Here is a 20,453-nt window from a genome sequence, read left to right on the forward strand (position 1 = left end):
TTGTGGCCTAAATTCCGAGATAGGCCTGCTTGACCCTTGGGTTCCGCGCCAGGTCGCCGGCAGGTCCGTCGAGGGCGAAATGACCGTGTTCCAGCACGTAGCCATGATGCGCCACGTCCAGAGCCAGCGCCGTGTTCTGCTCCACCACCAGGATGGTCATGCCCTGCGCCGCGAGCAGGCGAACCGCCTGGAAGATCTCGTCGACGACCAGGGGGGCGAGGCCGAGGCTGGTCTCGTCGAGCAGCAGCAGGCGCGGCGATGCCATCAGCGCCCTGGCGATGGCCACCATCTGCTGCTCGCCGCCGGACAGCGTGCCGGCGAGCTGGGACTGCCGCTCGCGCAGCTTGGGGAACAGCTCGAACACGAGCGCGAGGTTTTCCGCACGCTTCGCCCGGCCGGCTGGAGAGGACGAGCCCACGAGCAGGTTTTCGTGGACGGTCATGGTCGGAAACAGGCGGCGGCCTTCGGGCACCTGCACCAGCCCGGCGGCGACGATCTCCTCCGCCGGCAGCCGCGTGATGTCCCGGCCGTCATAGCGCGTCGTGCCGCGCTCGGCCCGGATGATCCCGGAGATCACGCGCAACAGCGTGGTCTTGCCGGCGCCGTTCGCTCCGATCAGGGCGGTGATGCTGCCCGCCTCGATGGCGAGGGCCACATCCCGCAGCACCGGAACATCGCCATACCCGGCAAACAGGCCTTCGACTTCAAGCAGGGGCATGGGTGTTTCTCCTGCCCAAATAGGCCTCGATGACCTTGTCGTTGGCGGCCACCACCGCCGGCACGCCCTCGGCGATCTTGCGGCCGCTCGCCATGACGACGATGCGATCCGAAAGCGACATGATCGCCCGCATGACATGCTCGACGATGAGAAGCGCGATTCCCTCCCGCCTGAGGCCGGCGAGGATCTCCATGATCTCGTCGATTTCGGCCGGGGTCAGGCCGGCCATGACCTCGTCGAGCAGCAGCACGCGCGGACGGGTGGCGAGCGCGCGCGCGACCTCAAGGCGCTTCTTCTCGGGAAGGGCGAGATTGCGGGCGAGGATCGAGGCGCGGTGGTCGAGCTTGACCCGCTCCAGCACCGCGCGGGCCTGACCGCGCGCATCGGACACCGGCTTGTTGGGCCCGACCACGCCGGCGACTACGTTCTCGAGCACGGACACGTCGCGGAACGGCTGGACGATCTGGAAGGTCCGGCCGATGCCCATCCGCGCGAGACGATGCGGTGGCTGGCCGGTGATGTCCCTGCCGTCGAAGGTGATGGTTCCCGCAGTCGGGCGGTGAAAGCCGGAGATGGTCTCGAACATGGTGGTCTTGCCGGCGCCGTTCGGACCGATCAGGCCGAGGATCTCGCCCTCATGCAGGTCGAACGAGACATTGTCGACCGCGCGCAGGCCGCCGAACCAGCGGGACACCTCGCGGACTTGAAGCAGCGGCCGGGTCATTTGGACCTCCGGGCAAAGGCGTCGGTGATGAGGCCCCAGAGCCCCTGCGGGGCAAGGCGCATCACCAGGATGAGGATCGCGCCATAGGCGATCAGGTGCACGCCAACCAAGCGTCCGCCGAGCATCCCGCGCAGGGCTTCCGTGGCCGGAACCAGCACCGCGGCACCGAGGAGCGGGCCGAACAAGGTGCCGAGGCCGCCGACGAAGGCGAACACCAGGGCGTCGATGGACACCGGCACGCCGAGCACCGATTCCGGATCGATGAACAGGACGTAATTGGCGTAGATCGGCCCGACCAGAGCCGCAAGAGCACCGCTGATGGCCGCCGCCACCACCTTGCCCCACACCACGTCGATGCCGAGCGCGGCCGCCGCGCGCTCGTTTTCGCGGATCGACAGGAAGACATAGCCGAGCCGCGATCGGTGAACAGCCAGGATCACCGCGCCGACGATGGCGAGAACACCGAGGGCGGCGTAGCAGAAGCCGAGCTTCGAGGCGAACTGGAGAGAGGCAAAGCCCGGCCGGGCGGGAATCGAGAGGCCGTTCGCCCCGCCAAGGGCCGGGATGTTGCTCACCACATGCAGTGCCATCTCCGCCACGGCCAGCGTCACCAAGGCGAAATAGACCCCGGACAGGCGGCGGCGGAAGACCACGTATCCGAGCCCTGCTGCGAGGGCGCCGCCGGAGGCCACGGCGCATAGCAGTCCGATCCACGGGTTGACGCCGAGCCGCAGGTAGAGCGCGGTGGAGACATAGGCGCCCGCGCCCACGAACAGGGCGTGGCCGAGGGACATCTGCCCCGCCATGCCGCCCAGGAGGTTCCAGGCGAGGGCGATGGACCCGTAGAGCGCGACGAGGATGAGGACGTGCTGCCCATAGACCGGCAGCATCGGTGCCAGCACCGCCGTCACTGCCAGCACCGCGAAGAAGCCGAAACCCTGTTTCATAGGCGGCGCCCCCCGAGCAGACCTTCGGGTTTGAACAGAAGAAACAGGATGAAGATGGCGTAGGTAATGATGAAATTGATGGAGCCGCCAGTCAGGAGGCCGCCCACCGCCTCGACCACGCCGACGATGAAGCCACCGAGAAGGGCACCGAGGAAGTTGCCCATGCTGCCGAGCACGACGACAATGAAGGAGGTCAGCGTGAAGCTCGCTCCGACCGTGGGGGTGATGTAGCTGAACGGCGCGATCAGCGGAGCGACGAGACCGAGGGAGCCAACGCCAATGCAGAAGGCCAGCATGTACATGCGGTCCACCTTGACGCCGCACATGCGCGCCGCATCGCGGTCCTGCGCGGCGGCGCGGATCTGCCGGCCGGTTTCGGTGCGGTGCAGGAACCAGTAGAGCCCAAGGCAGACGATGATGGAGACGCCGCCGGCGATCACCGCTGCGGTCTGGACGAACACCGCGTCGAACGCGAATACGCCGGAGGCAACCGTCGAGGGAATGGTGTGCACGTCGGCGGAGAAGATCGCGAGCATCAGGTTCTGGAGGATGAGCGACAGGCCGAGGGTGACGACGATCTGGTTGTGCTCGGGAGCGTCGAGAATGGGAGCGACCAGGCTCCTGTAGGTGAAGGCGGCCGCCAGGGTCACGATCGGCAGGGCCAGCACCAGCGACAGATACGGGTCGAAGCCGAGCAGCTTGGCGCCCAGATACGTCACGTATAGGCCAACGGCGAGAAAGTCGCCGTGCGCGAAGTTGACGATCCGGAGGACCCCGAAGGTGAGCGTCAATCCGACCGCGACGATGGCATATACGGCCCCGCGCAGCATTCCGTCTGCGAAGGCCTGCGGCAGGAGCGGCAGCAGGTCCATCACGGCCTCCCGCGCGCGTGCAGTGTCTCCAAGGAACTCACTGTGTCCTCCCCGTATTCTCGTTGTCGGCCGCGACGACACCGCTCAGGCGGCGGACTGCGGCCTTGGTGCCTCTGCTGAGGAATGAACCGGCAACGGCCCTCTCGCCCCGGCCCGTCGTCGCCGGGGGACGGATCGCGGCGCCCCGTTGACGCGGGGGCGGGCAACACGCCTTTCCGACACGCAGGCCTTCGGGACGAGCCAGCTCACATGTCGAAGAACACGGTCTCATTCTCGCCCTGGAGGCGGATGTCGTGGCGATAGATCACGGCCCCCTCCGCCTCGCTGCGCCGGGCCACCAGGGTTTCGCGGCGCCCGGCCTGCTCGATGGCCTTCAGCACGGGATCCGCGGCGTTCGCCTCGGCCTCGTCGGAGAAGTACATGCGGGTGTGCAGGTGGATGTTGATGCCGCGGGCGAAAATCAGAAGCGAGACGTGGGGCGCCTGCGGCCGGCCGTCGCGCCAGGGCAGCACCCCTGGCCTGATGGTCTCGAACGACCACAGGCCGGTGGCGAAATCCGCGGCCGCGCGGCCGAAGCCGAGGAAGCCGGGATTGTCGTGGCGGCCTTCGGCGTCCGCCTGCCACAGCTCGATCAGGGCGTCCTTCACCGGCTGGCCCGAGCCGTCCCAGACCATGCCTTCGATGCGGATGCGCTCGCCCGGGACACCGCCCGGGGCGATGACGGAGAGGTCCTCCTGGGTGCGGACGGGAAGCCCGGCCACCGCCGGCACGGTTCCGATATGCACGTAGGGACCGCCGGTCTGGGACGGCGTCTCCTTCAGATAGGCGACCGGCATCACATCCCCTCCCTCTTGTTCTCGAAGAACGTCTGCCGGCGTCCGCGCAGCACGATGTCGAAGCGAAAGGCCAGGGCGTCGAACGGCATCTGCTGGCCCATGTCGAGCCTCGCGACGAGCGCTTCGATGGCCGCCTTGTCCGGCAGGGTGTTCACGATGGGGCACAAAGGAATGAGCGGGTCGCCCTCGAAGTAGAATTGCGAGATCAGCCGCTGCACGAAGGCTTCGCCGAAGAGCGAGAAGTGGATGTGCGCCGGGCGCCAGTCGGAGCCATGGTTGCGCCAGGGATAGGGGCCGGGGCGGATGGTGCGGAAGAAGTAGCGGCCTTCCGGATCGGTCATGCAGCGGCCGGTGCCGCCGAAATTGTCGTCGAGGGGGGCGAGATAGCTGTCGTTCTTGTGGCGGTAGCGGCCGCCGGCATTGGCCTGCCACACCTCGATGAGGGTGTTGGGCACGGGCCGGCCGGTCTCGTCCAGCACCCGCCCGTGCACCACGATGCGCTCGCCGATGGCTTCGCCGCCATGGGAGAAGTTGCGGATGAGGTCGTTGTCCAGCGGGTCGAGGCCGGAGCGGGGGAAGACGGGCCCGCTTCTCTCGCCGATGCCCTGCTCCAGGGACACGAGGGCGCAGCGGGGCGAGCGAAGGACGCTGGTCTTGTAGCCCGGGGTGAAGGCGGGCGGATGCCGGTTGCGGTCGCGGCGGATGAAATCCCCCGTCTCAATCATGGTTTCCTCCCTGTTGTTTGGTATCGTCCCGGGCTTCGGCATAGACGGTCTTGGCGATCTTGTAGGCGCGGTTCGCCGCCGGCACGCCGGCATAAACGGCCACGTGCATGAGGGCCTCGGCCACATCCTCGGCGCTGGCGCCGGTGTTGCGGGTGGCGCGCACGTGCATGGCCACCTCCTCGTCATGGCCAAGGGCGGCGAGGAGGGCGATGGTGATCATGGAGCGCTCGCGCCTTGTCAGGTTCGGCCGGGCCCACACCGAACCCCAGGCTCCCTCGGTGATGAAAGTCTGGAAGCCCTCGTCCAGGGCGGTGGTGCCCGTCTCCGCCGCGTCCACATGGGCCTCCCCAAGCACCGCGCGGCGCGTCGCCATTCCGGTGGTCCAGAGCAAGGAGCGGTCGGAGAGGGAAGGCACGGCGGGTTCCTCGATGTGGCGAAGAAAGGGAGATGGAACTGACACCGCAAGGATCGAAAGCCGGCGAGGGACCCGCAGGCCCACCGGCCGCTAGCAGCAATGGTCCATCCAATATTTCATTCTGTTTTCGTCATGGAAAATGATATTTTCGCATTTTAACATGCAGAGTTGATATGGATGGTGCGGATGATTGACGGGCGCATCAAGCTTCGCCACATCGCTTGCTTCTTGGAAGTGGCTGCCCGCGCGGGCTTCGGCCGGGCGGGCGTATCGCTGCATCTTACCCAGCCTGCGGTGTCGCGTGCCATCGCGGAGCTGGAGGAGATTCTTGGCGTCTGCTTGTTTGAACGCGGGCGCGGCGGTGCCGCGCTCACACAACAGGGGGAGGCCTTCCGTGCTCATGCCGGCACGGCATATGCGGAATTGCAGCGCGGAATTGACACGTTGCGGAACGCCGGCGGTCCCGCGGGCGGCGCCTTCTCGATCGGGGCCCTGCCGACGGTCGCGGCCCGCATCATGCCTCAGGCAATGTTGCGGGCGAAAGCCCTGGGTCTTGCCGCCGCCGTCACCATCGATGCTGGACCGAACGGCTGGCTGCTCGATCAGCTGAAGCAGAGCCGGCTTGATCTGGTGGTGGGCCGGCTCGCCGAGCCGCAGGCCATGCTCGGTCTCGCCTTCGAGCATCTTTATTCCGAGCCCATCGTGTTCGTGACGCGGCCCGGGCACCCGTTGGCCATCGGTCAGTCCGTTGGAATGGCCGAAATCGCGCGATACACTTTGCTCGTGCCGTCGAAGGGCTCGATCATTCGTCCCGAAATCGACAGGCTCTTCATCCTGGAAGGCATAGCCCGCGTCGATGATGCCATCGAGACCGTGGATCCCTCCTTCGGCCGGGCCTTCACGCGCGCCAGCGATGCGGTGTGGATCATCTCCCACGGCGTCGTCGCCGGCGATCTGACTGAAGGAAATCTGGTGCGCGTGCCGGTGACCACAACAATTTCCGGCGGGCCGGTGGGTCTCACCACCCGCGCCGGCGTTCCCCTTTCGCCTGCCGGTCAGATCCTGGTTGGCGCCATCCGCGAAACCGCGCGTGGTCTTTGACCAAAGCCAATCATCACCCTGACGGAGGGGCAGGCCGCGGGACTGAGCACCAAGCTCGAAGGCGTGGCCTGCCGCACGCGTATATTGCAATGCAGCTTTACGGTTTTGTCGCCTCTGCTCGGACGGCTGCCAGGAGATCTTCGCAAACGAACCGGAGAAATACGTCCAGGCGGGGCGAACCATGCTGCAACCGTTCCAGATCCCAGCAGGGGCGACCCGGAGACTATTGCGATCCCATCGTGGAATCTGGCGGCGGCCGGTAATATAATTTGGAAATAAATTTTCCGGTTTATTCAAATTGCTGAAGATTAACTTCTTGGCGAGAATGCAAAGAGTGGGTTGATCGCACGCTCCAGTCAGGTGGTGGCATCATTGTGATGTCGATCAGCCGCTCTGCGTTTTCCGAGCTTCGCGACCTGCGGGGAGGGGATAATTGCCCCCCGACACCGGGCCCGTGGCAAGCCGCGACCGCGCTGCACGTCCGGCGATCCGCCTTGGGCCGCGGTTCAATCAAAGGCGGGAAGGGTCAATTCATTCAAATCAGGGATGGGAAAGCCAACTCAAGGGGCTCGATCATCGTCGCGGCGCGATAGCAGCGCCGCGGCCCAGAAGGCTGCCGCCAGCAGGACGCCTCCCGCGACCATGGCGGACAGGACGGCGCCGTAGGACTGGGATTGCGCCCAGAGAAGTGCGGCACCGGCTGGCGCCAAAGCCCGCGCGAGCATCGCGGGCGCCGCCAGCGCGCCGTTCACGGCGCCATAGGCCTGCCGGGTCAGCATTTCCGGCACGGCGAGCCCGCGCACGATGGTCATGATGCCGTTGGCGCTGCCGTAGAGCGCCACGATGGCCGCCACCAGGGCGAAGCTGGGCGGCAGCCACGCCAGGGCGAGGATGGCGATCGGAAAGGCCAGCACGGCACAGCTGCCGATGAGCCGCACCGGAGCGCGCGGTGCGAACACCGAGACGGCGATCCGCCCCGCCACCTGGGTGGGGCCGATGATGGCCATGGCGAGCGCTACGCTCCCGGTCGTGAAGCCGCGCTCCAGCAGCAGGGGATAGAGGTGAAAGGTAAAGGCGGAGAAGGTGGCGGCATAGGCGGTGAACGCAACCGCCAGGGCCCAGAAGGTGGGACGCCGGACGACGCGCCCCATGGTCTGTCGCAAGGTGATCTGTCGCAAGGTGACGGCTTCCGACAGCGCTGGCCCGTGGGCCGGCGCGGCCACGTGGTCGGCCGCCGGCCGGATCACCGTGGCATAGAGCGGCGCGCAAACCACGAGGTTCACGGCGCCGAGCGCCACCAGCGCGTCACGCCAGCCCACCATATCCAGCAGGATCTGGATCAGTGGAATGAACACGGTGGAGGCGAAGCCGCCCCACAAGGTGAGCGCGGTAATGCCGGCCCGGGCGCCGGCCGCTCCGGTCCGGCGCGCCACGACCGCGAACGCCGGTTCATAGAGGGTTGCTGCCTGGAGGATGCCGAGGGCGGCCATCAGGAGATAGAACAGCCACAGCTGCTGCACCTGCGACCAGATGAGGAGGATAAGGCCGGCAAGGCCCGCCCCGGCCGCCATCACCCACCTGCCGTGACCTCTGTCGACAGCGGCGCCCACGGGAAAGGCGGCGATGCCCCCGAGGGCGAGGCCGAGGGTGGCGGCGCCGAACAGGTCCGGCTTGGACCAGCCGAGATCGCGCCCCATGGCCTCGGCCATCAGGGGAAAGCTGTAATAGAGCGAACCCCAGGAGCAGATCTGGCCGATGCCGAGGCCGGTGATGAACAGGCTGCGGCCGGAAAGCGGGCGCGCGGGCGTCGGCTGCGCGCGCTCACCGCTCGGGCCACCGGTCACGCGGCGGTCCCGCGGCAGGAGGACGTCTCGGCGTGCGGGGCGGCGGCCTCGCAGCCGTCATGGCCTTCCGCCTCGGCCCGGGCGTCGCCCGCGCAGCTGGCATCCGCGTCCCGAGGCGCAAGCCCCCCGCAGCAGCCGGATCCTCCTGTGGTCACCGGCGCGGCGCTGCAGATGCCGGCTCCGCGCTCGAAGCCGAGGGGCGTAAGGCCGCGGGCCAGAAGATGCGCCGCGGCGGCAAGCCCCACCGGGCCGGCCCCGATGATTGCGACGGATCGCGATGCGATCATGATGGGAAGACTCCGATGGTCGATCCATTGACGAGCGATGCTTGAGGGCAAATGACGCGCGCTCAGGCGCAGCATCCCCCGGTGCTCCCGTCCCCGCCCGGCGCACCGGCGATCATCTTCTCGGCGTCGACCAGGCAACGGGTCACATCCATCCACGCCTCCACCGCCACCTTGAAGGCGGCGCGTCCCTTGTCGGTGAGGGTGTAGACCTTGCGCTCGCGGCCCGAGACGACCTCGCTTGCCGCGGTGACGTAGCCGCCTTCCTCGAACTCCCGCAGCACCGGATAGATGGTGCCCTCGGTGGGGGAGCAACAGCCGTTGGTGGTGGCCTCCACCGCCCGTGCCACGTCGTATCCGTGCATGGGCCGCTGGTGCAGCACGCACAGGATGAAGAACTTGGACAGGCTCATCTTGATGGTGCCGTTCCAATAGGCCCGGCTCAGGAAATCCGGCCCCGGCTTCGGCACAGGAGCGGGCGAAGGCGGAACGGGCGGAGCGGTTCGGGGCATGCGGGAATGCTATGCATCGATCATCGATATGTCAATCATCAAGGTATGGTCGCGAGGCGGTCGGCGCTACACGGCGAGGGCCGAGAGCAGGCGGGCGCGGTCCTGCGCATTCTCGCCGTCGCCGGTGAGCACGACGCGGCCGCGCTCGATCACCACGAAGCGGTCGGTCACCGCCAGCGCCTCATGCACGTTCTGCTCCACCAGCAGGACGATGGCGCCGCTGTCGCGCAGCTCGCGCACGATGGCGAACACCTCGGCGACGATCATGGGCGCGAGGCCCTCGCTGGGTTCGTCCACGAGCACCAATCGCGGCGCGCCAACGAGAACCCGGGCCATGGCGAGCATCTGCTGTTCGCCGCCGGACAAGGTGGTGCCGAGCTGGCGGCGGCGCTCCTTCAGCCGCGGAAAGCGATCATAGATCCGGTCGATCACCTCCCGTTCCGCCCGCGGCGAGCGACCGCGCACCTGCATCAGGCCGAGGGCGAGGTTCTCTTCCACCGTGAGGCCGGGAAAGATCCGCCGGTCCTCCGGCACCAGGCCGACGCCGACGCGGGTGATGCGGTTCGGCTCCAGCCCCTGGAGGGCCACCGTGCCGAGGCGGATGGTGCCTTCGGTCGGCTTCACCCAGCCGGCAATGGTCTTCAGCAGGGTGGTCTTGCCGACGCCGTTGCGGCCGAAGATGCCGATCACCTCGCCGGGTTCGGCCTGAAGGTCGATGCCCTGGATGATGTGGCTGAGGCCGTAGTGGGAATGGAGCCCGGAAATGGTCAGCATGTCAGGCGTGTCCGAAATAGGCGGCCTGCACCTCGGGGTCGGCCCGCACCAGCGCGGGCGGCCCCTCGGCAAGCTTGCGGCCCTGGTGCATCACCACCACGTGGTCGGAGAGTTCCATGACGAGGCCGATGTCGTGCTCGATCAGCAGCACGCTGACATCGGCGGTGAGCGCGCGCACCAGGCTGGCGGTGTCCGCGGTGTCCTGGTGGCTCATGCCCTGGGTGGGTTCGTCGAGCAGCAGGATCTTCGGCTCCGAGGCGAGGCACACCGCGATCTCCAGCCGCCGCTGGTCGCCGTGGGAGAGGTTGCCGGCGAGCTCGTCGCGGCGGTGGGCGAGCTGGAAGCGCTCCAGCATCTCCTCGGTCTTGGCGCGGGCGCGGGTCGAGCGGCGGATCGGCAGCAAGGCGCGTGCCGCGGGCTCCAGAACCTGGGCGGCGAGCCGCAGGTTCTCGGCCACGGTGAGCTCGAAGAACAGGTTGGTGATCTGGAACGAGCGCGACAGGCCTGCCGCCTTCACCCGCTCCGGCGCCGCGCCCGTCATCTCGACCCCGTCGATCAAGACCTGGCCTTCGAGGGGCCTCAGCGCGCCGGAGATCATGTTGAACAGGGTGGACTTGCCCGCGCCGTTGGGGCCGATCACCGTGGTGATGGCATGCCGCGCGGCGCTGAAGCTGACCCCGTCGACCGCCCGCAGGCCGCCGAAGGCGATGCAGATGTCGCGCACTTCGAGGACGGGCCGGCTCATGGCTTGACCTCCTCCGTCTTGAGGCCGCTGGGCTCGGCGCCGGGGGGCCGCCCGGCCTCCGGCCGCCGGGGGCGGGCGATCAGATGCTGGATGCGGGGGCGGACGAAGCCGACGACGCCCTTCGGCAGGAACAGCACGCCGGCCATGAACAGCAGGCCGATGACGATGAGGTGGTGCTCGGTCCAGCTGCCCACCACCGACTTCATCACGACGAGGAAGATGCTGCCGTACAGCGCCCCGACCAGAGTGCCGACCCCACCGAGGATCACCGAGATCACCGCGTTGCCGGAGGTCATGAAGAACATCAGCTCGGGGGAGACGAAGCCGCGCAGCATGGGATAGAGCGCCCCGACAGGCCGGCGACGAGGCCGGCGGCGAGATAGCAGACCATGCGGGCACGCCACACCGAATAGCCGAGGAAGGGCACGCGCTTCTCGTTGGCCTTGATCGCCGTCAGCACCCGGCCGAACGGTGTGTCCAGGAGGTAGGCGCTGGCGGCGTAGAGCAGCATGATCACCGCGAGCACCACCAGGAAGAAGCCCGCCGGGCTTCCCGCCGATACCGAGAACGGGCCAAGGCCGATGTCGATCACCGGGATGCCGATCATCCCGTCGGAAGCGCCGAGCTCGCGGGTGTTGTAGACCACCTTGGCGCAGACCTGGGCCATGCCGAAGGTGATGAGCGCGAAATAGACCCCCCGCACCCGGTTCGCGATCAGCCCGCCGACGAGCGCCGCTGCCAGGCTCGCGGCTCCCGCCGTGGCCATGGCGAGCCAGAACGAGGGCACGTGCATCAGCACCAGCGCCGAAGTATAGGCGCCGATGCCGAAATAGAGCGCCTGGCCCAGCGACAGCGCGCCCGAGTAGCCGAGCAGAAGATCAACCGAAAGAGCGAGCCCGGCGAAGATCAGAGCCTCGGTGGCGAGCCGCAGGTAGAAGGTGTCGCCCACGGCGGCGCCGATGGCCGCGGCGCCCAGCGCGCCCGCCACCAGAAGGAGGGCGAGCACATGGCTCGCCCGCATGGACAAGGTGAGGCGGTCATGCATGGCCGAGCTTTCCGAACAGGCCCTGGGGGCGGAACACCAGGAAGGCGACCATGGTCCCGAACACGATCGGGTCGGTCCAGACCGGGGAGATCACGAGGCTCGCCAGCGCCTGGACCTGGGTGAGCAGCAGCCCGGCCACCACCGCGCCCCAGATCGAGCCCATGCCGCCGACGATCACCACCGTGAAGGCGAGCAGGATGAAGTCGCGGCCCATGGTGGGAAACACCGAGTAGACCGGCGCCAGCAGCACGCCGGCCAGGCCCGCGAGTGCCACGCCGAAAGCAAAGGTGCCGGAATAGACCAGCGACACCGGCACGCCGAGGGAGGCGGCCATGTGGCGGTCATAGGCGGCGGCGCGCACCATGGCACCGAGCCGGGTGCGGTAGACCACGAAGGCGACGGCGGCGACGATCGCCGCGCCGATGCCGATCAGGAACAGCCGGTAGTTGGGCAGGATGATGCCGCAGAGCTCGCTGGCGCCGGGGATCGGGGTCGCCGGGCGCTGGGTGTTGGGGCCGAAGGCGAGCTTCAGCAGGTCCTCGGCGATCAAGGCGAGGCCGAAGGTCACCAGCAGGGTGGTGACGTGCCGGTCGCGGCTGTGGAACACCGGACGGATCAACAGGCGCTCGGTGAGCATGCCGAGGGGCAGCATCAGCACCGGAACAAGCACCAGCAGGAACCAGAAGTTGATATGCGCGGCACCCAGCGCGAGGCCGGCATAGGCGCCCACGGCGTAGAATTCACCATGGCTCATGTTGATGACGTCGAGCAGCCCGAAGATGATGGTGAGCCCGAGCGCGACCAGGACCACGGCGACACCCAGGGCCAGCCCGTTCACCACCTGGGGCGCGAGCACGAATTGCAGATAGTCGAGGGCGGTCATCCCCGTGCGTCTCCGGTGATTGTGCACGGCGCCGCGGCCGACCGGCCGCGGCGCCGGAGCCGATGTCAGAAGCGGGTGCAGGTGTCCGGGCCGATGGCGGCGTCGGCGGCCACCTTGTCGACGATGTCGAACTTGCCCTTGTCGATGCGCACCACGTACATCGGCTGCATGGCCTGGTGGTCGCCGGCGCGGATGGTCTTTTCGCCCTGCGGGGTGTTCCAGGTCAGGCCTTCGAGGGCGGCGCGCACCTTGTCGGTATCGGTGCCGCCCGCCTTCTCCACCGCCGCCTTGTAGGCGAACAGCAGGCCGTAGCTGTCGGCGCCGTAGAGGTCGGGGTCGGCCTTGTAGGCGCCGCGGAAGGCGGCGACGAAGGTCTTGTTTTCCGGGCTGTCGATCTGCGGCGAGTAGCCGACGCCGGTGGCAAACCCCTCGGCCGCCCCGCCGATGGCGCTGATGTTCTGCGAGGTCACGGTGCCGGAGGCGCCCACCACCGAGACGGTGCCGAGCAGGCCGAAGTCCTGCAGCTGGGTCAGAAGGCGCACCGTGTCGTTGCCGGCCACCGAAGTGTAGATCACCTGCGGGCGGGCGGCGCGGATCTGGCCGAAATACTGGGTGTAGTCCTTCGAATCCAGCGGCGCGAACACCTCGCCGGTGGTCTGCGCCCCGGTCTGCTCCGCGCTCGCCTTGAAGGCGGCGACGGTGGAGCGGCCCATCTCGTAGTCGGGGCCGAGATAGAACACCTTCGCTTTGGGCTTGTCCTTGGCCAGCCAGGCGGCGAGCGCCAAGGACTGCTGGCCGGCGCGGGCATTCACCCGGAACATGTTGGGCGAGCACTTGTCGGCGGTAATGGAATCGGCGAAGGAGACGGTGGTGGCCGCCAGTTTCTTGTTACGCTCGGCGAGCTGGGCGACGGCGAGGGTGGAGCCCGAATTCACCGTGCCGGTGAGGAAGTCCACATTCTCCACCTGGAACAGTTTCTCCGCCTTCTGCACCGCGACCGACGGGTTCGCCTCCTCGTCCTCGAACACCAGCGCGACCGGGCGCCCGGCGATGCCGCCCGCCGCGTTGATCTCCTTGGCGGCGAGCTCCAGACCCCAGCGCACCTGCTGGCCGATGGGGGTGTAGGTGCCGGAGAGCGGCGTGACCACGCCGACCTTGATCGGCGCCGGCTGCTGGGCGAGGGCCCCGCCGGAAAGGGCGGTGGCGGCGAGGGCGCCGAGCAGTGCCGCCTTGTAGCTCATCTTCATCATGGCGTTTCCCCTTGTGATCTATTGTTGATGTTGATTCGTCGCATCTTGGCCGAGGCCGGCGCGCGGCCGGCGCCCGTCCGTCTCCGGGCGATCAGCTGCCGCGGAACTTCGGTTCGCGCTTCTCGTGGAAGGCGAGCACGCCTTCGCGGAAGTCGTCGGACTGGCGCAGGCGGCTGTAGCAGTGGCCCTCCAGCTCGATGGCGATGGACAGCGAGGCGTCCTCGGTGTCGTTGAGCAGCTTCTTGGCCGTGCGCTGGGCGATGGGCGAGAAGGCCCGCAGCTCGTCCACGAGGCGGTCGGTGGCCGCCTCGAGCTCGGCGTCGGGGACGCATTCGGTGGCGAGGCCCCAGTCGAGGGCCTGGCGGCCGGAAATGCGCTTGGAGCGCATCACGATGTCCTTGGTGCGGGTGATGCCGACGATCTTCTGCAGCCGCGCCGAGCCGCCGGAGCCGGGGATCTGGCCGAGCTTCTGCTCGGGCAGGGCGTAGCGGCAGGTCTCCGAGACGATGCGGAAGTCGCAGGCGAGCGAGATCTCGAAGCCGACGCCGAAGGTGTAGCCGCGGTTGGCGACGATCACCGGCTTCGCGCAGCGCGCCGGGGCCGCGATGTTCCAGGCGAGCTTCGAGACGTGTTCGGGGGAGGCCTCCAGGAAGCCCTTGATGAAGCCGCCCGAGGAGAAGTGCTCGCCCACCGCGCGCAGCACGATGACGCGAACCGCCTCGTTCCCGTCCAACGCCTCGAAGGTCTGCCTCAGCTGCTCGCGCTGGGGCATGGAGATGGTGTTCATGGGCGGGCGGTCGAGGATGATGTCCGCCCGCTCCCGGGCGGGGTCGATCTCGATGCGGAAGCCGTCGAGGTCGGTCGGCAGTGCAGGGGGCGGAACATAGGCGTTCATGCGCAGGGTCCTGTCTGGGGGAGGGGTCGGGCGGCGCTCACGCCGGAGCGCTCGGGTTCGTATTCTCCGGCCACCAGCTGGCGGCGCAGCAGCTTGCCGACGGGCGATTTGGGAATGGCGGCGACGAATTCGTAGCGGCGCGGCCGCTTGAAGTTGGCGAGGCCGGAGCTGCGGCAATGGGCATCCAGCTCCTCCCCCGTCACCGGGGCGCGGCGCTGCACGAAGGCGACCACGATCTTGCCCCAGCGGGGGTCCGGAAGGCCGACGACGGCCACCTCGGCCACCGCCGGGTGCATGGACAGGCAGCTCTCGATCTCCACCGGCGAGACATTCTCGCCGCCGGTGATGATCATGTCGTCCACGCGCCCGGTGACGTGGAGGTCGCCGTCGGCGTCGAAACAGCCGGTGTCGCCGGTGAAGTACCAGCCGGCGCGCAGCGACTTGGCGTTGGCGTCGGGCCGGCGCCAATAGCCCTCGAAGGCCTCGTCCGAGGCGGCGAGGGCGATGATCTCGCCCTCCTCGCCGGGGGCGGCGATCTCGTCCGGCGATGCCGCGCCGAGCTTCGTCACCCGGATCATCTGGTTGAGCCCCGCCTTGCCGGCGGAGCCGGGCTTCTCCGCCGCCTTCTGGTTGACGGTGAAGGTGTAGATCTCCGACGAGCCGTAGTGGTTGACGAACAGCTCGGGCCGGAAGGCGGCGGTCAGCGCCTTCAGCAGGCCGTCGGTCATCGGCGCGCCGGCGAAGCCGAGCTTGCGCACGCTCGTGGTGTCGGTGGCGGCGAAGCGCGCGTGGTGCACGAGGTCGTGGTAGAGCGTCGGCACCAGATAGAGGTTGGTGATGCGCTCGCGCGCGATCAGCTCCAGCGCCTGGACGACGTCGAAGCGCGGCAGGCAGACGAAGGTGCCGCCGATGAGCGACATGGCGAGCAGCGAGCGCACACCCATGGTGTGGTAGAGCGGCATCACGCCGAGGGTTACCTCGCCGCGGCCGTAGAGATTCTGCGCCACATGGGCGAGGGCGGCCATGCGCTCGGCCCGCTGGCGGCGCGGCACGCCCTTCGGCTTCGCGGTGGTGCCGGAGGTGTAGAGCATGAGCGACCAGTCGTCCGCGGACGCCGCCGGCGTGGCGGTCGCGGTGCCGGCCGCGAGCTCGGCGAAGGCGATCGGCGCCGGGGCGTCGATGCCGATCCGCGGCAAAGCGCGCGCCTGCGGGCAGTCCGCCACCGCGGGCGCCGCCACCGCCTCGAAGGCGAGCGCCCGCGCCTCGGCATTGTCCAGGACGTAGCCGATCTCGTCGGCGGTGGCGCGCCAGTTCATGGGCGTCATGACGATGCCGGCGAACTGGCAGGCCCAGTGCAGCGTCGCCGCCTCCCAGCGGTTCTGCAGCACGGTCACGAGGTGGTCGCCGCGCCTCAGGCCGAGCGCGCCGAGCCCGGCCGCCACCACCGCGATCCGCTCGACCCATTGGGCGTAGGTGAGCCGGACGTCGCCGTCGACCACCGCCAGCGCGTCGGGATCGCGCGCGACGCTGGCGAGGAAGCTGGTGCCGAGATCAAACATGCGGGCCGTCCCCTCTCAGCAAGGCCGCCGCCTCGATCACGGCGGCGACGATGGCCGTGTAGCCGGTGCAGCGGCACAGATGGCCGCCGACCACTTCCCGAACCTGCCGCTCGTCCGGGTCGGGCACCGCCTTCAGGAAGGCGTCCACCGACATCAGGATGCCGGCGGTGCAGAAGCCGCAGTGCAGCGCGTGGTGGCGGCGGAACGCCTCCTGCAGCACGCCGAGGCGGTCGGCGGCCGGCGCGAGGCCCTCCACCGTGCGCACGTCGCGCCCGTCGAGCTGCACCGCCAGGGTGAGGCAGGCCCGCGCCGGCACGCCGTCGATGTGGATGGTGCAGGCGCCGCACACGCCGTGCTCGCAGCCCACATGGGTGCCGGTGGCGCCGATGCGGTGGCGCAGGGCGTCGGTGGCGAGCAGGCGTGGTTCCGCCCGCAGGCTCGCCGGCGCGCCGTTGAGCGTGAAGCGGACGAGGTGCTGCGCGTCGGCGCTCAGACGAGGCATGCGGAGGCCTCCGCGATGACGGCGCGGCCGAGGCTGCGCACCAGGTCGCGCCGCAGGCGGGCGCTGGCATGCAGGTCCTCCCGCGCCTCCAGCTCCCAGGCAAAGGCGTTGAGCGCATCGTCGAGGGCGCTGCCGGACAAGGCCGGCCAGGAGCGCCGCTCGGGACGATCGGCGACGCCGCACACGGTGAGCTCCACCCGGTCGGCGGCGACGCGGGCGGCGCAGCCGACGATGGCGAAGTCGCCGTGCCGGCGGGAGAATTCACGGAACGCGAAGCCGCTGCCGGGCGGCGCCACGGGGAACGAGACGGCCTCGATCATCTCGTCGTCGCCCTTGTCGGTGGCCATCATGCCGGTGAAGAAATCGCCCGCCGCGACGCGCCGCGCCCTGCGGCGGCTGCGCAGGTGGATCTCGCCGCCGAGGGCCACCAGGCACAGGGGGATCTCGGCGCTCGGATCGGCGTGGGCGGCCGAGCCGCAGACGGTGCCGCGGCTGCGGGTCTGGTAGTGGCCGAGATGGGGCAAGGCGGCGGCGAGCAGCGGCAGCAGGGCCGCCAGCTCCGGCCAGGCGAGCAGTTCCGCCTGCCGCACCCCGGCGGGGACGACGACGGCGTCATCCTGCCGCCTGAGCGGGCGGAGGGCGCCGAGGCGCATGATGTCCACCAGCACCTGCGGGCGGGCGAGGCGCATGTTGAGCATGGGCAGCAGCGACTGGCCGCCGGCGATCACCCGCGCCTCGGCGCCGTGCTCGGCGAGGGCGGCGAGCGCCTCTTCCAGGCTCTCCGCGCGGACATAGTCGAAGGCAGCTGGCTTCATGGGCGCGCTCCCGCCAGAAAGGCGCGCAGCCGCGCCAGCAGGCCGGGAGGCGCCGGCGCGGCGCGGCGGGCGAGGGCGGCGAAGAACTGGCCGATGATGACGCGTGCCGCCCCGTCGAGCAGCCGCCCGCCGATGGACGCCACCTTGCCGCCCACCGACACCTCGTAGACATAGGCGACGCGGGTGCCACCATCGGCGTCCGCAAGGGTGACACGGCCGGAGCCGCCGCCGGAGCCGAGCGCGCCGGTGACCGCGCCGGAGAGGGTGGCGGCGGAGGGCGCGTCGAGATCCGAGAGCTTCATGTCGGCCGTGTAGCGGCCCTTCACCGGGCCGATGCCGAGGGTGACCTCGGCGGTGAAATGGGTGGGCGAGAGCTGCCTCACGCCGTGGCAGCCGGGGATGAGGGAGGCGAGGGCGTCGGCGTCGAGCAGGGTCGCCCACACCTGCGCCCGCGGGGCGGCGACGACGGCGGACCCCTCGCCGCGCAATGTGCGGTCGCCGGGCCGGGCTTCGCGGCGGGCGATGCCGGCGGGTGGCGCCGGCTCCTCGCCTGCCGCGAGGGCCGCGACCCGCGCCGGCGTGAGCGGCAAGGCGATGTCGGCGACGCCGAGCGCATCGGCCACCGCATTGGCGATGCAGACCGGCGTCGACATGCAATTGCCCTCGCCCACGCCCTTGGCGCCGAGCGGCGTGAAGGGGGAGGGGGTCTCCAGATGCAGGACCTCGATGTCCGGCACTTCGGTGGCGGTGGGCAGCAGATAGTCGGCGAAGGTGCCCGTCAGGAAGGCGCCGTCCCCGGCATAGGCCAGCTCTTCCAGGAAGGTGGCGCCGAGGGCTTGGGCGAAACCGCCCCTGATCTGCCCCTCCACCATGGCGGGATGCAGCACCCGCCCGCAATCGTGCATGGTGAGGTAGTGATCGATGCGCACATGGCCGCTGACCTGGTCCACCTCCACGCCGCACATATCGAAGATGAAGCCGTGGCAGAGGGAGGAATTGACATGGTCCGCCCCGTCCGGCGCCGTCAGCTCCGGCGGGGTCCAGAAGGCGGTCTCGCGGATGGTCTGCTCGACCCCGTCTGGCAGCAGCGCCGGCGACCAGTGGCTGAGCCCGGCGATGCGGCCGAACGGAGCGGAGGCGCCGTTTTCGCCCTTCACCGCGATCTTGCCGCCAGCGAACACGATGTCCTCTGCCCGCGCCTGGAACTGGGCGGCGGCCACTTGGGCGAGGCGATCCTTCAGCCGGCCGGCGGCGAGATGGGCGGCGCCGGCCACGGCAGCGGCGAAGCGGCTGGAATAATTGCCCGAGGCGATGGACCACGCATCCTTGCCGGTATCGAGCTCGCAGACGACCCGGATCTCCTGCGGTGGCAAGCCGAACACGTCGGCAACCACCTGCGCGAGGACGGTGCGGTGACCCTGGCCCTGGGGGCTGGAGGAGGCGGTGACGCTGACCGAGCCCATGGGATCGATAGAGACGGTGGCGCTCGCCTGGGCGCCGTTCTTCGGCCCGGCCTTCGCCCGCTCCTCGGCGGAGAGGACGGTGGTGATGTAGCCCATGTTGGAGACCGAGGGCTCGACCACCGCGGCGAAGCCGATGCCGTAGCAGCGGCCGGTGCGGCGGGCCTCTTCCTGGCGCGCGCGCAGGTCCGCGAGCCGGCGGTCGCCGACGGCGCGCTCCACCGCCGCGCCGTAGTCGCCGGAATCATAGAGGGCGCCGGTGGCGGTGCGGTAGGGAAAGGCGCCGGCGGGGATGAGATTGCGGCGGATCACCTCCACCGGATCGAGGCCGAGCCCCACGGCGATGCGCTGGACCAGCCGCTCCAGGGCGAAATACACCTGCGGGCCGCCGAACCCGCGCACGAGGCCGGTGGGCGCCTTGTTCGTGAGCACGACCCGGTTGCGGATGGCGACGTTCGAGATGGCGTATGCGCCGGTCATGTTGCCGTGCATGCGGTAGAGGGTCGCCGGCTCCGGCGCGCGCGGATAGGCGCCGCAATCCTCCACCTGGTCGTAGTCGAGGGCGGTGATCCGCCCCTCGGCCGTCACCGCCGCCCTGAGGGTGGTGACGCGGTTGGTGGCCGCCACCGCGCCGACGAGATGCTCCAGCCGGTCCTCGATCCACTTCACCGGACGGCCGGCGATGCGGGCGGCGACCGCCACCAGAAGCGCGTAGGGCGCGACCCCTTGCTTGACGCCGAAGCTGCCGCCGGAATCGGGCGGCATGCGCATGCGCAGCTTGTTGCCCGGCACCTTCAGCGCGCGGGCGAGCACGGTGTGGATGGAGAACGGGCCCTGGAAATTGGCGAGGATGTCATAAACCCCTTCGTGGGGGTCGTATTCGGCGACGATGCCGAAGGTCTCCATCGGCGCACCGGTATTGCGCGGATAGCGAATGGTGATCTCGAACCCGTGGTCCGCCGCGGCGAAGGCGCCTTGCGGATCGCCGTAGGCGAAGCGGCGGTCACTGACGACATTGCCGCCGGTCGCGGGATGGAGCGCCGGCGCCTGCGGGTCCAGGCTGTCGACCGGGTCGATGACACAGGCGAGCGGGCGATAGTCCACCGCGATGGCGTCGAGCGCGTCCTCGGCCCGGTAGCGGTCCTCGGCGACGATGATCGCCACCGGCTCGCCCACATAGCGCACCCGATCCACGGCGATCGGCCAGTTCTCCACCTTTACCTTCAGTCCGGCGACCATCGGCGTGGTGAGGGCAGCCACGTCCGCGCCGGTGATCACCGCCACCACGCCGGGCAGGCGGCTGGCGGCGGTGACGTCGACGGAGAGGATGTCGGCATGGGCGTGCGGCGCGCGCAGGATCGCCGCCTCCAGGGTGCCGGGCCGCACCCCGAGATCGTCGATGAAGCGCCCACGCCCCGTCAGGAGCGCCGCATCCTCGACGCGTGGCAATGACTGGCCTGTCCAGGCGATGCGATCAGCGCGCAAACGCTCGTCCTCCCCGTGGCGCGCTCGTCGGCGCCTTGGGGCGGGATGTGATCAGATGCGGC

22 protein-coding genes are annotated in these 20,453 nt (G+C 69.3%); 1 reads left to right on the forward strand and 21 read right to left on the reverse strand.

Translation table 11 applies throughout. The features are described 5' to 3' along the window. Positions 1–7 precede the first annotated feature (7 nt). The 7 genes from EZH22_RS10420 to pcaC form a co-directional block, all read right to left on the reverse strand. Complete coding sequence (locus EZH22_RS10420) at positions 8–712, reverse strand: ABC transporter ATP-binding protein (RefSeq protein ID WP_203196489.1); 705 nt, start codon at positions 710–712, stop codon at positions 8–10. Further along, positions 705–1,442: an ABC transporter ATP-binding protein gene (locus EZH22_RS10425; protein ID WP_203195563.1), complete on the reverse strand. Its 738-nt coding sequence runs from the start codon at positions 1,440–1,442 to the stop codon at positions 705–707. Before EZH22_RS10425 ends, EZH22_RS10420 begins: the two co-directional genes overlap by 8 nt. Further along, the gene (locus tag EZH22_RS10430) at positions 1,439–2,389 is read right to left on the reverse strand and encodes a branched-chain amino acid ABC transporter permease (RefSeq protein ID WP_203195564.1); all 951 of its coding nucleotides are present in this window, start codon (positions 2,387–2,389) and stop codon (positions 1,439–1,441) included. Before EZH22_RS10430 ends, EZH22_RS10425 begins: the two co-directional genes overlap by 4 nt. Continuing rightward, on the reverse strand, positions 2,386–3,261 hold the full coding sequence (locus EZH22_RS10435; RefSeq protein WP_203195565.1) for a branched-chain amino acid ABC transporter permease: 876 nt from the start codon (positions 3,259–3,261) through the stop codon (positions 2,386–2,388). Before EZH22_RS10435 ends, EZH22_RS10430 begins: the two co-directional genes overlap by 4 nt. A gap of 245 nt (positions 3,262–3,506) precedes the next feature. Continuing rightward, positions 3,507–4,097 carry a protocatechuate 3,4-dioxygenase subunit alpha gene (pcaG, locus tag EZH22_RS10440; protein ID WP_203195566.1) on the reverse strand — a complete coding sequence of 197 codons (591 nt, stop codon included), beginning with the start codon at positions 4,095–4,097 and terminating at the stop codon, positions 3,507–3,509. Further along, positions 4,097–4,822, reverse strand: a complete 726-nt coding sequence (pcaH, locus tag EZH22_RS10445; RefSeq protein ID WP_231711415.1) for a protocatechuate 3,4-dioxygenase subunit beta — start codon at positions 4,820–4,822, stop codon at positions 4,097–4,099. The genes pcaG and pcaH overlap by 1 nt, the downstream gene beginning before the upstream one ends. After that, complete coding sequence (gene pcaC, locus EZH22_RS10450; RefSeq protein WP_203196490.1) at positions 4,815–5,195, reverse strand: 4-carboxymuconolactone decarboxylase; 381 nt, start codon at positions 5,193–5,195, stop codon at positions 4,815–4,817. The genes pcaH and pcaC overlap by 8 nt, the downstream gene beginning before the upstream one ends. A 219-nt stretch (positions 5,196–5,414) precedes the next feature. On the opposite strand from pcaC, the gene pcaQ reads away from it, so the two are divergent. Continuing rightward, entirely contained in the window at positions 5,415–6,338 is a 924-nt protein-coding gene (pcaQ, locus tag EZH22_RS10455; protein WP_231711416.1) for a pca operon transcription factor PcaQ, read from the forward strand. Between the two features lie 560 nt (positions 6,339–6,898). On the opposite strand, the gene EZH22_RS10460 is transcribed toward pcaQ, so the two are convergent. The 14 genes from EZH22_RS10460 to EZH22_RS10520 all read right to left on the reverse strand — a co-directional run bounded on the left by EZH22_RS10460 (position 6,899) and on the right by EZH22_RS10520 (position 20,391). Continuing rightward, positions 6,899–8,182 (reverse strand): MFS transporter, encoded by a 1,284-nt coding sequence (locus EZH22_RS10460; RefSeq protein WP_203195568.1) that lies wholly within the window; start codon positions 8,180–8,182, stop codon positions 6,899–6,901. Beyond that, positions 8,179–8,469: a hypothetical protein gene (locus tag EZH22_RS10465; protein WP_203195569.1), complete on the reverse strand. Its 291-nt coding sequence runs from the start codon at positions 8,467–8,469 to the stop codon at positions 8,179–8,181. The genes EZH22_RS10460 and EZH22_RS10465 overlap by 4 nt, the downstream gene beginning before the upstream one ends. A 62-nt stretch (positions 8,470–8,531) precedes the next feature. After that, the gene (locus tag EZH22_RS10470) at positions 8,532–8,978 is read right to left on the reverse strand and encodes a PadR family transcriptional regulator (RefSeq protein WP_203195570.1); all 447 of its coding nucleotides are present in this window, start codon (positions 8,976–8,978) and stop codon (positions 8,532–8,534) included. Positions 8,979–9,044: 66 nt separating this feature from the next. Continuing rightward, on the reverse strand, positions 9,045–9,752 hold the full coding sequence (locus tag EZH22_RS10475; protein ID WP_203195571.1) for an ABC transporter ATP-binding protein: 708 nt from the start codon (positions 9,750–9,752) through the stop codon (positions 9,045–9,047). A gap of 1 nt (position 9,753) precedes the next feature. Further along, positions 9,754–10,497 carry an ABC transporter ATP-binding protein gene (locus tag EZH22_RS10480; protein ID WP_203195572.1) on the reverse strand — a complete coding sequence of 248 codons (744 nt, stop codon included), beginning with the start codon at positions 10,495–10,497 and terminating at the stop codon, positions 9,754–9,756. After that, positions 10,494–10,832, reverse strand: coding sequence for an ABC transporter permease (locus EZH22_RS31725; RefSeq protein WP_231711417.1), 339 nt, complete (start codon positions 10,830–10,832; stop codon positions 10,494–10,496). The genes EZH22_RS10480 and EZH22_RS31725 overlap by 4 nt, the downstream gene beginning before the upstream one ends. Next, positions 10,802–11,542 carry a branched-chain amino acid ABC transporter permease gene (locus EZH22_RS10485; protein WP_231711418.1) on the reverse strand — a complete coding sequence of 247 codons (741 nt, stop codon included), beginning with the start codon at positions 11,540–11,542 and terminating at the stop codon, positions 10,802–10,804. The genes EZH22_RS31725 and EZH22_RS10485 overlap by 31 nt, the downstream gene beginning before the upstream one ends. Beyond that, on the reverse strand, positions 11,535–12,425 hold the full coding sequence (locus tag EZH22_RS10490) for a branched-chain amino acid ABC transporter permease (RefSeq protein WP_203195573.1): 891 nt from the start codon (positions 12,423–12,425) through the stop codon (positions 11,535–11,537). The genes EZH22_RS10485 and EZH22_RS10490 overlap by 8 nt, the downstream gene beginning before the upstream one ends. 65 nt (positions 12,426–12,490) lie before the next feature. Then, positions 12,491–13,675, reverse strand: coding sequence for an ABC transporter substrate-binding protein (locus EZH22_RS10495; protein ID WP_231711419.1), 1,185 nt, complete (start codon positions 13,673–13,675; stop codon positions 12,491–12,493). Between the two features lie 91 nt (positions 13,676–13,766). Continuing rightward, the gene (locus EZH22_RS10500; RefSeq protein WP_203195574.1) at positions 13,767–14,570 is read right to left on the reverse strand and encodes an enoyl-CoA hydratase/isomerase family protein; all 804 of its coding nucleotides are present in this window, start codon (positions 14,568–14,570) and stop codon (positions 13,767–13,769) included. Beyond that, a complete protein-coding gene (locus tag EZH22_RS10505) occupies positions 14,567–16,129 on the reverse strand; it encodes an AMP-binding protein (RefSeq protein ID WP_203195575.1) in 1,563 nt (520 codons plus the stop codon). The genes EZH22_RS10500 and EZH22_RS10505 overlap by 4 nt, the downstream gene beginning before the upstream one ends. Next, positions 16,122–16,631, reverse strand: a complete 510-nt coding sequence (locus tag EZH22_RS10510; protein WP_203195576.1) for a (2Fe-2S)-binding protein — start codon at positions 16,629–16,631, stop codon at positions 16,122–16,124. The genes EZH22_RS10505 and EZH22_RS10510 overlap by 8 nt, the downstream gene beginning before the upstream one ends. Beyond that, entirely contained in the window at positions 16,619–17,446 is an 828-nt protein-coding gene (locus EZH22_RS10515) for an FAD binding domain-containing protein (protein WP_203195577.1), read from the reverse strand. The genes EZH22_RS10510 and EZH22_RS10515 overlap by 13 nt, the downstream gene beginning before the upstream one ends. Beyond that, positions 17,443–20,391 (reverse strand): xanthine dehydrogenase family protein molybdopterin-binding subunit, encoded by a 2,949-nt coding sequence (locus tag EZH22_RS10520; protein ID WP_203195578.1) that lies wholly within the window; start codon positions 20,389–20,391, stop codon positions 17,443–17,445. The genes EZH22_RS10515 and EZH22_RS10520 overlap by 4 nt, the downstream gene beginning before the upstream one ends. Positions 20,392–20,453: the final 62 nt, after the last annotated feature.

Origin of the sequence: Xanthobacter dioxanivorans (genome assembly GCF_016807805.1) — a bacterium.
Classification (GTDB): domain Bacteria; phylum Pseudomonadota; class Alphaproteobacteria; order Rhizobiales; family Xanthobacteraceae; genus Xanthobacter; species Xanthobacter dioxanivorans.

Excerpts from the sequence above, each read along its gene's own strand:
- EZH22_RS10475 (WP_203195571.1), bottom strand. The coding sequence starts at position 9,752 with ATGCTGACCATTTCCGGGCTCCATTCCCACTACGGCCTCAGCCACATC.
- EZH22_RS10430 (WP_203195564.1), bottom strand. The coding sequence starts at position 2,389 with ATGAAACAGGGTTTCGGCTTCTTCGCGGTGCTGGCAGTGACGGCGGTG.
- EZH22_RS10470 (WP_203195570.1), bottom strand. The coding sequence starts at position 8,978 with ATGCCCCGAACCGCTCCGCCCGTTCCGCCTTCGCCCGCTCCTGTGCCG.
- pcaQ (WP_231711416.1), top strand. The coding sequence starts at position 5,415 with ATGGTGCGGATGATTGACGGGCGCATCAAGCTTCGCCACATCGCTTGC.
- pcaC (WP_203196490.1), bottom strand. The coding sequence starts at position 5,195 with ATGGCGACGCGCCGCGCGGTGCTTGGGGAGGCCCATGTGGACGCGGCG.
- EZH22_RS10435 (WP_203195565.1), bottom strand. The coding sequence starts at position 3,261 with ATGGACCTGCTGCCGCTCCTGCCGCAGGCCTTCGCAGACGGAATGCTG.
- pcaH (WP_231711415.1), bottom strand. The coding sequence starts at position 4,822 with ATGATTGAGACGGGGGATTTCATCCGCCGCGACCGCAACCGGCATCCG.
- EZH22_RS10480 (WP_203195572.1), bottom strand. The coding sequence starts at position 10,497 with ATGAGCCGGCCCGTCCTCGAAGTGCGCGACATCTGCATCGCCTTCGGC.
- EZH22_RS10490 (WP_203195573.1), bottom strand. The coding sequence starts at position 12,425 with ATGACCGCCCTCGACTATCTGCAATTCGTGCTCGCGCCCCAGGTGGTG.
- EZH22_RS10425 (WP_203195563.1), bottom strand. The coding sequence starts at position 1,442 with ATGACCCGGCCGCTGCTTCAAGTCCGCGAGGTGTCCCGCTGGTTCGGC.
- EZH22_RS10515 (WP_203195577.1), bottom strand. The coding sequence starts at position 17,446 with ATGAAGCCAGCTGCCTTCGACTATGTCCGCGCGGAGAGCCTGGAAGAG.
- EZH22_RS10495 (WP_231711419.1), bottom strand. The coding sequence starts at position 13,675 with ATGATGAAGATGAGCTACAAGGCGGCACTGCTCGGCGCCCTCGCCGCC.
- EZH22_RS10505 (WP_203195575.1), bottom strand. The coding sequence starts at position 16,129 with ATGTTTGATCTCGGCACCAGCTTCCTCGCCAGCGTCGCGCGCGATCCC.
- EZH22_RS10465 (WP_203195569.1), bottom strand. The coding sequence starts at position 8,469 with ATGATCGCATCGCGATCCGTCGCAATCATCGGGGCCGGCCCGGTGGGG.
- pcaG (WP_203195566.1), bottom strand. The coding sequence starts at position 4,097 with ATGCCGGTCGCCTATCTGAAGGAGACGCCGTCCCAGACCGGCGGTCCC.
- EZH22_RS10500 (WP_203195574.1), bottom strand. The coding sequence starts at position 14,570 with ATGAACGCCTATGTTCCGCCCCCTGCACTGCCGACCGACCTCGACGGC.
- EZH22_RS10485 (WP_231711418.1), bottom strand. The coding sequence starts at position 11,542 with ATGCATGACCGCCTCACCTTGTCCATGCGGGCGAGCCATGTGCTCGCC.
- EZH22_RS10510 (WP_203195576.1), bottom strand. The coding sequence starts at position 16,631 with ATGCCTCGTCTGAGCGCCGACGCGCAGCACCTCGTCCGCTTCACGCTC.
- EZH22_RS31725 (WP_231711417.1), bottom strand. The coding sequence starts at position 10,832 with ATGCTGCGCGGCTTCGTCTCCCCCGAGCTGATGTTCTTCATGACCTCC.